The following is a 12,464-nucleotide window of genomic DNA, read 5'->3' on the forward strand; positions in this document are numbered from 1 at the left end:
TCATGCTCGTTCGGGGGAGGGAGGAACTGCCCATGGATTCGGGCCTGGAGCATAAGGTAGGGAAGGAAATTAGAATTCTCACCCTAAGGTGGGTGCTGGGCGTGGGAGGCTTGAATGGCATGCAGCCCCTGTGGGATCAACTGTCTTGCTGAAGATCTTGAAGCGGGCTTGATTGCTGTGGGAAGCGGCCTTGTGTCGCGATGGGCTGCGCAGCAGCCCCAGCGATGGTACGTGATGCCGAGATCCTGGGGCTGCTGCGCAGCCCATCGCGACACAAGGCCGCTCCTACAGAGACAGCGCTCGGCCGTCAGGCCAGGGCTTTATCCAGCGCCCGCTCGATCTCGCCCTTGATGGTGCCGCTCATCATCGACAGCATCATGCCCAGCTTGAGCTCCACGCGAATGCTGTCATCGCCGATGTGCACGCTGCCGTTGGCGCCGCTGCGCGAAACGTCGACGCGGTCGCCGTTCCAGCTGGCCTTGAGGTCGTACTCGCGGCTGAGCTTGTCCACCAGTGCTTCGGCCTTGGCCCGGGCGGCCTCGCGGCCGAGGTTGTGTTTGCGTTCGACGCTGATCTGGGTCATGCGGGTGTTCCTGGATATGAAGACAATGGCCGCATTATGCCCCCGCCCACCCGGCGACACACCCCGCCAAGACAAAACCGCCCGTAGCCCATAGAATGGCGATAATTTTTTACCGGTGAAGCGATATGACCGACCAGCGCAAAGGCGACCACGCCGAACCCACCACCCATTTCGGCTACCAGGACGTGCCTGAAAGCCAGAAGGCGAAAAAAGTCGCCGAGGTGTTCCACTCCGTCGCCGCCAAGTATGACCTGATGAACGACGTGCTGTCCGGTGGCATGCACCGCCTGTGGAAGCGCTTCACCATCGAGCTGTCCGGCGTGCGCACCGGCAACCGCGTGCTGGATATCGCTGGCGGTACCGGCGACCTGGCGGCCAAGTTCTCGCGCCTGGTCGGCCCGACCGGCCAGGTGGTGCTGGCCGACATCAACGAATCGATGCTCAAGGTCGGCCGTGACCGCCTGCTCGACCGCGGCGTTGCCGGCAACATCGAGTTCGTCCAGGCCGACGCCGAAAAGCTGCCCTTCCCCGACAACCACTTCGACTGCGTGACCATCGCCTTCGGCCTGCGCAACGTGACGCACAAGGATGAGGCCATCCGCTCGATGCTGCGGGTGCTCAAGCCCGGTGGCCGCCTGCTGGTGCTGGAGTTCTCCAAGCCCACCAACAAGCTGATGTCCAAGGCCTACGACGCCTACTCGTTCGCCTTCATGCCGCTGGCTGGCAAGCTGATCACCAACGACTCCGAAAGCTACCGTTACCTCGCCGAGTCGATCCGCATGCACCCCGACCAGGAAACGCTCAAGAGCATGATGGTCGAGGCCGGCTTCGACCGCGTCACCTACCACAACATGACCAGCGGTATCGTCGCCGTGCACCGGGGAATCAAACCCTGATGCTGCTGGCCGGCCTTCTCGCCAGCGCCGAACACGGCCTCAACCGTGTGCTGCGCATGGACAGTACGGCGCTGCCGCGCCTGGCCGCGCTGGAAGGCAAGGTGGTCGAGATCGACTGCCTGCAGCCGGCCCTGAAGCTGTTCGTGCTGCCCGACGAAGAGGGCCTGATGCTCGCCGCCCATTGGGAAGGCGTGGTCGACTGCACCCTGCGCGCCCCCGCCGGGCGCCTGGCGCAGTTGGCCCTGGCCAAGGACAAGAACGCCGTGCTGCACAGCCCACAGGTGCAACTGCACGGCGACAGTGCCGTGCTGCTGGACCTGGTCGGCGTGCTGCAGGACCTTGAGCTGGACTGGGAATACGAGCTGCAACGCATGCTTGGCCCGGTGCCCACCGCGCTGCTGGCCGGCCACGTGCGCCTGCGTGCCCGCTGGACTCAACAGGGCCTGGCGCGGTTCAGCCAGAACCTCAGCGAATACCTGGCCGAGGAATCGCGCACCCTGGTCGGAAAACGTGAAGCCGAAGCGGCGTTCAGCGAGCTCGATGCGCTGAAAGTCGACCTCGACCGCCTCGAGGCGCGCCTGCGCCGCCTCGCCCACACTCTTGATACCAGCGATAACGCATGAAGCTGCTCGCCGTCCGCCGTCTGTTGCGCATCCAGCGCGTCGTGATCCGCTACCGCCTCGATGATTTGCTGTTCGAACAACCGCTGCTGCCCTGGTGGCTGGCCAGCCTGCGCCTGCTGATGCCCTGGCGCTGGTTGCCGCGCAAGCCGCTGGAGCTGAGCCGCGGCGCCCGCATGCGCTTGGCGCTGCAGGACCTGGGGCCGATTTTCATCAAGTTCGGCCAGTTGCTGTCGACCCGCCGCGACCTGCTGCCCACCGACATCGCCGACGAGCTGATGCTGCTGCAGGACCGCGTACCGCCGTTCGACCCCAAGCAGGCCGTGGCGCTGATCGAGGCGCAGCTCGGGGCGAAAGTCAGCGAAGTGTTCAGCCGCTTCGACGTCGAGCCGCTGGCCTCGGCCTCGGTGGCCCAGGTGCATGCTGCCAGGCTCAAGAGCGGCGAAGAGGTGGTGGTCAAGGTGGTGCGCCCGGGCCTGAAGCCTGTGATCGCCCAGGACCTGGCCTGGCTGTTCCTGATCGCCAAGGCCGCCGAGCGCGCCTCGGCCGATGCCCGCCGCCTGCACCCGGTGGAGATCGTCGGCGACTACGAAAAAACCATCTACGACGAACTCGACCTGCTGCGCGAGGCGGCCAACGCCAGCCAGCTGCGGCGCAACTTCGAAGGCTCGGAGCTGATGTACGTGCCCCAGGTGTACTGGGACTTGTGCCGGCCCAAGGTGCTGGTGATGGAGCGCATCTACGGCGTACCGGTCACCGACATGGCGACCCTGGCCGACCAGCGCACCGACATGAAGCTGCTCGCCGAACGCGGCGTCGAGGTGTTCTTCACCCAGGTGTTCCGCGACAGCTTCTTCCACGCCGACATGCACCCGGGCAACATCTTCGTCAGCACGGTCAAGCCGTGGAGCCCGCAGTACATCGCCATCGACTGCGGCATCGTCGGCAGCCTCACCGCAGAAGACCAGGACTACCTGGCGCGCAACCTGATCGCCTTCTTCAAGCGTGACTACCGCCGCGTGGCCCAGTTGCACATTGATTCGGGCTGGGTGCCGGCGCAAACCAAGGTCAACGAGTTCGAGGCGGCGATCCGCACCGTGTGCGAGCCGATCTTCGAAAAACCGTTGAAGGACATCTCTTTCGGCCAGGTGCTGATGCGCCTGTTCCAGACCGCGCGGCGCTTCAACATGGAAGTGCAGCCGCAACTGGTGCTGTTGCAGAAGACCCTGCTCAACATCGAAGGCCTGGGCCGCCAGCTGTACCCCGACCTGGACCTGTGGAGCACCGCCAAGCCGTTTCTCGAACGCTGGATGCGCGAGCGCATGAGCCCCAAGGCGGTGTTCGGCAACCTGTACAGCCAGGCCGAGCAACTGCCGCACCTGGCCGACATGACCCGCGACCTGCTCGAGCGCCTGTCGCAGCCGCACCTGCACGACCCGCAACTGCCCGAGCGGCGCCGTGCCGGCGACAACTGGGCGCTGCGCCTGCTGGGTGCCGGCCTGCTCACCGGTGGCGCCACCCTGGCCGCCGGTGCGGTCAGCCTGAGCGCCCCGGCCGCCTGGCCGGCCTGGCTGATGCTGGCCGCCGGGTTGTACCTGATCGTGCGCCGATAGCCAGCCGCGCCGCTGGCTGGCACACTAGGGCACAGGGGCCCGGTACGGGAGCGGGCCTGGTTTGGAGTCGACGATGAAAGACTGGCTGGACGAGATCAAGTGGAACGACGATGGCCTGGTACCGGCAATCGCCCAGGACCACAAGACCGGGCGCGTGCTGATGATGGCCTGGATGAACCGTGAATCCCTCGCCCTGACCGCCACCGAGCAACGCGCCATCTACTGGTCGCGCTCGCGGGGCAAGCTGTGGCGCAAGGGCGAAGAGTCGGGCCATGTGCAAAAACTGCACGAAATGCGCCTGGACTGCGACGCCGACGTGATCATCCTGATGGTTGAGCAACTGGGCCATATCGCCTGCCATACCGGCCGTGAAAGCTGCTTCTACCGCGTCTTCGACAACGGCCAGTGGAATACCGTCGACCCGGTCCTCAAGGACCCCCACGCCATCTACAGCGCAGGGCACTGAACATGAGCGACACCCTCGACCGCCTGGCCGAAGTGCTGGAGCAACGTAAACAAGCCGCACCCGACAGCAGCTACGTGGCCAGCCTCTATCATAAAGGGCTGAACAAGATTCTCGAAAAGCTCGGCGAAGAGTCCGTCGAGACCATCATTGCCGCCAAGGATGCGGCCATCAGCAACGATTGCAGCGATGTCATCTACGAAACCGCCGACCTGTGGTTCCATAGCCTGGTGATGCTCAGCGCGCTGGGCCAGCACCCGCAGGCGGTGCTGGACGAACTGGACCGCCGCTTCGGGTTGTCCGGGCATGACGAGAAGGCCGCACGGCAGCCGTCGGCCTGAATGCTTGTGGAGGGCCAACGGCCCTCTTCGCGGCGCAAGGCCGCTCCTACAGGAGCGCGCGCCGCCTGACCGATTCGCTACACCCTGTGTAGGAGCGGCCTTGTGCCGCGAAGGGCTGCAAAGCAGCCCCCAGGGCCCGAAGACAGACACACATTTTCAGGAGCTTGAAATGGGTATTTTTGACTGGAAACACTGGATCGTCCTGCTGGTGGTCGTGGTGCTGGTGTTCGGCACCAAAAAACTGAAAAACTTCGGCAGCGACCTGGGCGAGTCAATCAAGGGCTTTCGCAAGGCCATGAACGAAGAAGAAAGCAAACCCGCTGAACAGACTCCGCCGCCCGCCCAACCAGTGCCGCCGGTGCAGCAGAACACCGCCCAGCCAACCCAGGGCCACACCATCGAAGGCCAGGCCCAGCCGGTCCAAGAGCCACAGCGGAAAGACTGACCCATGTTCGGCATCAGCTTCAGCGAACTGCTGCTCGTCGGCCTGGTGGCGCTGCTGGTGCTCGGCCCCGAGCGCCTGCCCGGTGCCGCGCGCACGGCGGGCCTGTGGATCGGCCGCCTCAAGCGCAGCTTCAACGCCATCAAGATGGAAGTGGAGCGCGAAATCGGCGCCGACGACATCCGCCGCCAGTTGCACAACGAACACATCCTGCAAATGGAAGAAGAAGCCAAGCGCATCCTCAACCCGCAGGCACCGGCAACACCGCCCGCCGCCACCCCGGCCAGCGCTGAAACACCTGCAGCACCTGCCGCCGCTGCCGAGCAGCCGGCCGCAACGCCACCCTCCGAGCCGCCACAACCACCGCGAGCGCCATGAGCGAGAACCCGGAACATGACCAGCCGATGCCGCTGGTCTCGCACCTGACCGAACTGCGCACGCGCCTGCTGCGCTGCGTTGCCGCCATCTTCTTGATCTTTGCCGGGCTGTTCAGCTTCGCCCAGCAGATCTACACCCTGGTGTCGGCGCCGTTGCGCGACCACTTGCCGGCCAACGCGACGATGATCGCCACCGACGTGGCCTCGCCGTTCCTCACGCCGTTCAAGCTGACCATGATCGTCGCGTTGTTTTTGGCGATCCCGTTCATCCTGCAGCAGATCTGGGGCTTCATCGCACCCGGCCTGTACCGCCACGAAAAGCGCATCGCCATCCCGCTGCTGGTGTCGAGCATTCTTTTGTTCTACGCCGGCATGGCGTTTGCCTACTTCCTGGTGTTCCCGCTGATGTTCGGCTTCTTCGCCAGCGCCACGCCCGAAGGCGTGTCGATGATGACCGACATCGCCAGTTACCTCGACTTCGTCATGACCCTGTTCTTCGCCTTTGGGGTGGCCTTCGAGATCCCGGTGGCGGTGGTACTGCTGGTGTGGATCGGCGTGGTCGACGTGCAGTACCTGAAAAAGGTCCGCCCGTACGTGATCATCGGCTGCTTCGTGGTCGGCATGATCCTCACCCCGCCGGACATCTTCTCGCAGACCCTGCTGGCCGTGCCCATGTGGATGCTGTTCGAGGTTGGCGTGCTGTGCGGCAGCCTGATCCGCAAGCGCAGCCACGGGCGCGACGAGGCTGCGGACGACCATAACGACCAACCGCCAGCCACCCAGCCGTGAACTTGCTGTTGCTCGAGGAGGCCGACTTCGTCGCGGCCGACCGTGTGGTGCTGGCCGACCGGCGCTTCACCCACATGCAGGAGATCCACCGCGTCGCGGTGGGTGACAGCCTGCGCGTGGGGCGCATTGGCGGGTTGATGGGCAAGGCCGAGGTGGTGCGCCTCGAAGGCCATGAAGCCGAGCTGCAAGTGGCCTTCGACCAGCCGCCGCCGGCCAAGCTGCCGCTGACCCTGGTGCTGGCCGTGCCGCGCCCGAAGATGCTGCGCCGGCTATTCCAGACCATCGCCACCCTGGGGGTGCCACGGCTGATCCTGGTCAACAGCTACAAGGTCGAAAAAAGCTTCTGGCAAACGCCGTTCCTGGCCCCTGAGGCGATCCGCGAAAACCTCATCCTCGGCCTTGAGCAGGCCCGCGACACCGTGCTGCCCGAGGTGGTCATCGAAAAGCGCTTCAAGCCGTTCGTCGAAGACCGCCTGCCTGCGATTGCCGCCGACAGCCTCGGCCTGGTCGGCCACCCCGGCCCCTACCCCGCCTGCCCGCGCGCCGTCGAAGGCCCGGTAACCCTGGCAATCGGCCCCGAAGGCGGCTGGATCCCCTACGAAGTCGACCTGCTGGCCAAGGCCGGCCTGCAACCGGTGCAACTGGGCGAGCGTATTCTGCGGGTCGAGACCGCCGTCACTGCGTTGCTTTCGCGAATTTTCTGACAGACGGGTCAGGTTTTACTCATCAAGTTTCCCCGCCCCGCGCCGATGGCCTGTGCAACAGAACAACAATCTGCACTGCCGAAGCCGGGGAGTCGTCTATGTACCGTTGGGTTGCCCAGTCACTGGGGAATGTAAGCGTCAATCGCAAGTTGGGGATCGGTTTCGGCCTGGTGCTGCTGCTCACCCTGGGCATCACCTTCACCGGCTGGATGGGTATCGACAAAGTCACCGAGCGCGGCGACAAGCTGGGCAATATCTCGGTGATCCACCAATACACCCAGGAGCTGCGCATCGCCCGCCAGCACTACCAGCGCAGCGCTGACGAAGCGTCGGTGGCCGAGCTGGAAAAGGCCCTGGGCAACCTCGAGCGCCAGGTACAACTGATGCTTGGGCAGATCGAAGCCCCCGCCGACCGCCAGCGCCTGGCCCAGCAGCAGGATGCCGTGCGCCAGTACCAGCAGAGCTTCGCCGAGCTGCGCCAGGCCGGCCAACGCCGCGAGGCCAGCCGTGGTGTGCTGGGTGACAGCGCCGACAAGGCCGCCGAGCTGCTCGGCAAGATCCAGCAGCGCCTGCTGCAGGCCGGTGACATCCAGCAATACCAGGAGGCCGTACAAGCCAGCGCCCTGCTGCAACAGGCGCGCTTCCAGGTACGTGGCTACACCTACAGCGGCAAGGCCGAGTTCCAGCAAACCGCACTGAACGCCATCGATCAGGCAGTGGCCCTGCTCAAGGCTCTGCCGGCGCGCCTGCCTGCCGAGTACGCCGCCAGCCTGGACGACTCGGCCAGCGCCATGGCCGCCTACCGCGATGCGGTGAACCAGTTCGGCACTGCCCAGATCGCCAGCGAACAGGCCCTGCAGCGCATGTCGGTGCAAGGCCAGGTGCTGCTCGACACCGCTGCCGCGATGACCGTATCGCAAACCGAAGTGCGCGACCAAGGCACCCAACAGGCCAAGACCATGCTCGGCGGTGCCACCTTGCTGGCCCTGCTGCTGGGCGTGCTCGCCGCCTTCGCCATCACCCGGCAGATCATCGTGCCGCTGCGCCAGACCCTGGCCGCCGCCGAGCGCGTGGCCAACGGCGACCTGCGCCAGGACCTGGTGGTGGAGCGCCGCGACGAGCTCGGCCAGTTGCAGGCCAGCATGCAGCGCATGACCCAGGGCCTGCGCCAGCTGATCGGCGGCATCGGCGACGGCGTCACGCAAATTGCCAGCGCCGCCGAAGAGCTGTCGGCAGTCACCGAACAGACCAGCGCCGGGGTGAACAACCAGAAGGTCGAGACCGACCAGGTGGCCACCGCCATGAACGAGATGGCCGCCACCGTGCAGGAAGTGGCGCGCAACGCCGAGCAGGCCTCGGAAGCCGCGCTGATGGCCGACCAGCAGGCCCGCGAGGGTGACAAGGTGGTGGGCGAAGCTATCGCCCAGATCGAGCGCCTGGCCGGCGAGGTGGTCAACTCCAGCGAAGCGATGAACCAGCTCAAGGCCGAAAGCGACAAGATCGGCAGCGTGCTCGATGTGATCAAGTCGGTGGCCCAGCAGACCAACCTGCTGGCGCTGAACGCCGCCATCGAGGCCGCCCGTGCAGGTGAAGCCGGCCGTGGCTTTGCCGTGGTGGCCGACGAGGTGCGCAGCCTGGCCCAACGTACCCAGCAGTCCACCGAAGAGATCGAAGAGCTGATCGCCGGCCTGCAGAGCGGCACCCAGCGGGTGGCCAGCGTGATGGACAACAGCCGCGCGCTGACCGACAGCAGCGTCGAGCTGACCCGCCGCGCCGGCGGCTCGCTGGACACCATCACCCGCACCGTGTCGTCGATCCAGGCGATGAACCAGCAGATCGCCACTGCCGCCGAGCAGCAAAGCGCGGTGGCCGAGGAGATCAACCGCAGCGTGATGAACGTACGCGATATTTCCGACCAGACCTCCGCCGCCAGTGAAGAGACCGCCAGCTCCAGCGTCGAGCTGGCGCGCCTGGGCACGCACTTGCAGGGGTTGGTGGGCAAGTTCCGCTTGTAAGGCCGACCGCGACCTGTTGTAGGAGCGGCCTTGTGCCGCGAAAGGGGCGCGTAGCGGCCCCAGGATCTCTGGTCTCATGCACAATCGCCGGGACCGCTTTGCGGTCCTTTCGCGGCACAAGGCCGCTCCTACAGGGATCGCGTCAATTTGCGAAATGAAATTTCCTAGCTCTTGCTAGGAAATTTCCCACACGATTTGCAGGTCCAGTCCGACCCCACTCCGGCCGATGAGCAGTCTGTCATCACTCACCGGAGTTCCACCATGCTCGGACCGCTCAATCGCCTGCTCGGCCACCTCAGCGTGCGCCTTAAACTTGCCCTCGGCTTTGCCGTGGTACTGCTGCTCACCCTGCTCACCACCCTGGCCGGCTGGCTGGCCCTGGGTGACGCCATCGAACGCTCGGAAAAGCTCACGCAAATTGCCCGCCTGAACGACCTGGCCAAGGACCTGCGGGCCGAACGCATCACCTTCCGCGTGCTGGACGACGAGCACAGCCGCAATCAGCTCGAGCTCACCCTCAAGCAGTTGGAAACCCTGATCGACGGCATGGCGCCGCACTACCAGAGCCCGGAGAACATGCGCCTGCTGGCCGGCAAGCGCGACCTCATCAGCCGCTACCGCGCCGACTTCGACAAGCTGCGCCAGGCCGCCCTCACCCGCCAGCAGCAGCGCCAGGTGCTGCTGGCCCGGGAGGCCACGCTGGATACCACGCTTAGCCAACTGCAGGGCCAACTGCTGGCCCATCTGGATGCGCTCGACCAGCCTGCAACACAGCGCCAGGCCCTCGACCTGCTGGACAGGCTGGCCCGCCATGTCGAGATGGCCAACCAGCGCGCCGCGATTCCGGCCTACTACAGCGAGCCGCTGCAGAGCTACCAACAGGTTGGCCAGCCGGCCATCTCCTCAGCGCAAACCAGCCTCGATGAGCTGCGTGGGTTAATCGAACGGGTCAAGCCTGCCCAGGGGTTGACCGTGCCTGTGGTCGAGCAACTGGCAGGTTACCGCCAACAACTGCTCGCCTATGCCCACGCCGCCATCGCCGTCGAGCTGCTGCAGAACGACATGGAAAGCCTTGGCGACCAGATCACCGCCAGCAGCCGCGAGCTCAGCGACAACCAAGTGGCCCTGCGTGATGAGCAGGCCCTGGCCGCACGCAGCCAAATGACCAGCGTGGCCCTGCTTGCCCTGCTGCTGGGCAGCCTGGCCGCCTGGCTGATCAGCCAGCAGATCACCGCCCCGCTGCGCCAGACCCTGCGCCAGGCCGAACGCATCGCCAGCGGCGACCTCAGCCAGGTGGACGACATCGACCGCCGCGACGAGCTGGGGCAGCTGCAGGGCAGCATGCGCGCCATGACCCTGAGCCTGCGCGACTTGCTGGGCGGTATCGAAAACGGAGTCAGCCGGCTGTCAGAAGCCGTGGACGAACTCGGCACGGTCAGCGAGCAGACCCAGCAACGGGTCGGCCAGCAAAAGGAAGAAACCGACCAGGTGGCCACAGCAATGAACCAGATGAGCGCCACCGTGCAGGAGGTCGCGCAAAACGCCGAGCAGGCATCACAAGCCGCAACCACTGCCGACCAGCAGGCGCAACTGGGCGACCAGGTGGTGGCCGAGGCCATCGGCCAGATCGAGCAACTGGCCGGGCAGATGGACCACTGCCTGGCCGCCATGGGCCACCTGGCCGGCGAGAGCCAGCGCATCGGTTCGATTCTCGATGTGATCAAGTCTGTGTCGGAACAAACCAACCTGCTGGCCCTCAACGCCGCCATCGAAGCGGCCCGCGCCGGCGAGGCCGGGCGTGGTTTTGCGGTAGTCGCCGACGAGGTGCGCGGCCTGGCCCAGCGTACCCAGCAGTCCACCGAGGAAATCGAGGGGCTGATCGACAGCCTGCATGGCGGCACCGACCAGCTGATGAGCCTGCTGGGCGACAGCAAGCAACTGACCGAGCAGAGTGTCGAGCTGAGCCGCAAGGCCGGCGCGGCGCTGGGGCAGATCACCGACACGGTGTCGGCGATACAGGGCATGAACCAGCAGATCGCCACCGCCAGCGAGGAGCAGAGCGTGGTCGCCGAGCAGATCAACCGCAGCGTGATGAACGTGCGTGATGTGTCGGATCAGACCAGCAGCGCGACGCAACAGACGGCAGCATCGAGCGTTGAGCTGGGGGAGTTGGGGCGCGAACTGCGCGGGATGGTGGGCAAGTTCAGCTTGTGAAGCAGCGGCAAATTTAAAGCCGGAAGAAAAAGCCGGACCATCGACGGCCATGCGAATGGAACGGCTTTTTCTTATTTTAGAAACTTCGCGCCTTTCGCAGCTTTAGAACAGGCTTCCAGAAAAAATGGGCGGAGAACAGTCGAAATCTGGCTTGCTTCAGTCAATACCTAGTAATTTTGCCAGTAGCCACTTGCGATGCTGGGTGCGAAACTCGATCGCACCCCTCTCACTCAGCGCTGAGCAGCGCAGAATGCGCCCGCCCTAATAGAGAAGACCTCCATATGATTAAACAAAAAACAGATAGCCTGTTGCGTTTCTACTGTCGAAACCGGATAGCCACTGAGATAGCAACAGCTGCCAGCACTTCAATCCTACGAGGCGGGGGCTCAATTTTGGCACTCCGAAATAGAGGGTACAATTTAGACACTACTGATTTCCTCGCCACTGACCCGCACAACTCAGTGCTTGGTATATATAGCACCGAGCCCCCTCTCCACCACGCCGCCTATTCGCCATACGGCTTCTCTAGTCCTGAATTAAAATCGGCGACGATTATTGGATACAACGGCGAAAAACTAGAACCAACGAGCCTGCTCTATTTTTTGGGTAATGGCCATCGAGCATTTAACTCGGAGTTAGGCCGATTCAACTCTTCGGACAGTATGAGCCCATTCGCTGCAGGAGGTCTCAATGCCTACTGCTACTGCTTTGGAGATCCGATAAACCTATATGATCCAAGTGGACGCGCAGGCGTCAGTCCTTGGTTTGAAGCCAAACTCCGCGCCACAAGAAAAGCGTGGCTTATAGCGAAATCTGGTCGAGCAACTCGGAGCGAACTTGAAAATATATTTAACCGCGACATGCGTGAACTTAGAGCGAACACTCCAACTGCGCGAAGAAAATTTGGATCACAGCCATCGCTTCCGGACCGTGAAGCTGAACGTCAAGTCCCAAAAGGGTGGGACCTGATTGGATACCATGGTTCTCGAGCTAAAAATACGCCGAGTTTGGTCACCGGCCTTGATCCAATCCACCTTAAACAAAGTTCCGGCGATCAAGAATTTGGTGACGGCTTCTATATATCACCCTTTGACCAAAACTCAGTTTATAGCACCCCCTCCCCTGACTACAAACGCCATTATGTGTACACCCAGAATGCTGGAAGACTCAGGCTTGGAAGGGACTTTGATTTTAGTAGGGAAAATGGCAGCGTTTCTACTCGACGCGCCATTCAGATTGTCATCAGAGAACCCGCATATGAATCAATAATTATTCGCTCAAGTGGCGGGGAGCCTGTAGTTCCACCTAGATCGAAGGAGGCACCCTTCTAAGGCAATCTGCGAAAGCGACCAAAGACGAGACCCGAGACACAACGCAAAGCATCAATTTTTTCCAGCGAATGTATTA

The 12,464-nt window shown here is 63.6% G+C and carries 13 protein-coding genes and 2 pseudogenes; 14 read left to right on the forward strand and 1 reads right to left on the reverse strand.

Annotated features, from left to right (window positions below; genetic code table 11):
• Window positions 1–307 precede the first annotated feature (307 nt).
• Window positions 308–583 carry a polyhydroxyalkanoic acid system family protein gene (locus KSS94_RS24905; protein ID WP_217840681.1) on the reverse strand — a complete coding sequence of 92 codons (276 nt, stop codon included), beginning with the start codon at window positions 581–583 and terminating at the stop codon, window positions 308–310.
• A 125-nt stretch (window positions 584–708) separates the two neighbouring features.
• Here KSS94_RS24905 and ubiE point away from each other — a divergent pair, with 125 nt between their 5' ends.
• The 14 genes and pseudogenes from ubiE (at window position 709) to KSS94_RS24965 (ending at window position 12,388) form a co-directional block, all read left to right on the forward strand.
• Window positions 709–1,479 carry a bifunctional demethylmenaquinone methyltransferase/2-methoxy-6-polyprenyl-1,4-benzoquinol methylase UbiE gene (ubiE, locus tag KSS94_RS24910; protein WP_217840682.1) on the forward strand — a complete coding sequence of 257 codons (771 nt, stop codon included), beginning with the start codon at window positions 709–711 and terminating at the stop codon, window positions 1,477–1,479.
• Window positions 1,479–2,102: a ubiquinone biosynthesis accessory factor UbiJ gene (locus KSS94_RS24915; protein WP_217840683.1), complete on the forward strand. Its 624-nt coding sequence runs from the start codon at window positions 1,479–1,481 to the stop codon at window positions 2,100–2,102. Before ubiE ends, KSS94_RS24915 begins: the two co-directional genes overlap by 1 nt.
• Window positions 2,099–3,712, forward strand: coding sequence for a ubiquinone biosynthesis regulatory protein kinase UbiB (gene ubiB, locus KSS94_RS24920; protein ID WP_217840684.1), 1,614 nt, complete (start codon window positions 2,099–2,101; stop codon window positions 3,710–3,712). Before KSS94_RS24915 ends, ubiB begins: the two co-directional genes overlap by 4 nt.
• A gap of 73 nt (window positions 3,713–3,785) precedes the next feature.
• Window positions 3,786–4,178: a phosphoribosyl-AMP cyclohydrolase gene (hisI, locus tag KSS94_RS24925; RefSeq protein ID WP_217840685.1), complete on the forward strand. Its 393-nt coding sequence runs from the start codon at window positions 3,786–3,788 to the stop codon at window positions 4,176–4,178.
• Window positions 4,179–4,180: 2 nt separating this feature from the next.
• Window positions 4,181–4,516 carry a phosphoribosyl-ATP diphosphatase gene (locus KSS94_RS24930; protein ID WP_217840686.1) on the forward strand — a complete coding sequence of 112 codons (336 nt, stop codon included), beginning with the start codon at window positions 4,181–4,183 and terminating at the stop codon, window positions 4,514–4,516.
• A gap of 169 nt (window positions 4,517–4,685) precedes the next feature.
• Window positions 4,686–4,961, forward strand: a complete 276-nt coding sequence (locus KSS94_RS24935; RefSeq protein ID WP_217840687.1) for a twin-arginine translocase TatA/TatE family subunit — start codon at window positions 4,686–4,688, stop codon at window positions 4,959–4,961.
• A 3-nt stretch (window positions 4,962–4,964) separates the two neighbouring features.
• Complete coding sequence (gene tatB / locus KSS94_RS24940) at window positions 4,965–5,336, forward strand: Sec-independent protein translocase protein TatB (protein WP_217840688.1); 372 nt, start codon at window positions 4,965–4,967, stop codon at window positions 5,334–5,336.
• Window positions 5,333–6,124 (forward strand): twin-arginine translocase subunit TatC, encoded by a 792-nt coding sequence (gene tatC / locus KSS94_RS24945; protein ID WP_217840689.1) that lies wholly within the window; start codon window positions 5,333–5,335, stop codon window positions 6,122–6,124. Before tatB ends, tatC begins: the two co-directional genes overlap by 4 nt.
• Window positions 6,121–6,828 carry a 16S rRNA (uracil(1498)-N(3))-methyltransferase gene (locus tag KSS94_RS24950; RefSeq protein WP_217840690.1) on the forward strand — a complete coding sequence of 236 codons (708 nt, stop codon included), beginning with the start codon at window positions 6,121–6,123 and terminating at the stop codon, window positions 6,826–6,828. Before tatC ends, KSS94_RS24950 begins: the two co-directional genes overlap by 4 nt.
• Window positions 6,829–7,037: 209 nt before the next feature.
• Window positions 7,038–7,988: pseudogene (locus KSS94_RS27720) on the forward strand (methyl-accepting chemotaxis protein); the annotation flags it as partial.
• 141 nt (window positions 7,989–8,129) lie between these two features.
• Window positions 8,130–8,843, forward strand: coding sequence for a methyl-accepting chemotaxis protein (locus KSS94_RS27725; RefSeq protein WP_437180025.1), 714 nt, complete (start codon window positions 8,130–8,132; stop codon window positions 8,841–8,843).
• 261 nt (window positions 8,844–9,104) lie between these two features.
• A pseudogene (locus KSS94_RS27730) lies at window positions 9,105–10,202 on the forward strand (methyl-accepting chemotaxis protein); the annotation flags it as partial.
• Window positions 10,194–11,057 (forward strand): methyl-accepting chemotaxis protein, encoded by an 864-nt coding sequence (locus KSS94_RS27735; RefSeq protein ID WP_437180026.1) that lies wholly within the window; start codon window positions 10,194–10,196, stop codon window positions 11,055–11,057. The pseudogene KSS94_RS27730 and the gene KSS94_RS27735, both read left to right, overlap by 9 nt.
• 281 nt (window positions 11,058–11,338) lie before the next feature.
• Window positions 11,339–12,388: an RHS repeat-associated core domain-containing protein gene (locus tag KSS94_RS24965; RefSeq protein WP_217840693.1), complete on the forward strand. Its 1,050-nt coding sequence runs from the start codon at window positions 11,339–11,341 to the stop codon at window positions 12,386–12,388.
• The last annotated feature ends 76 nt before the right edge of the window (window positions 12,389–12,464 follow it).

The sequence above is a fragment of the Pseudomonas fakonensis genome, assembly GCF_019139895.1.
GTDB lineage: Bacteria > Pseudomonadota > Gammaproteobacteria > Pseudomonadales > Pseudomonadaceae > Aquipseudomonas > Aquipseudomonas fakonensis.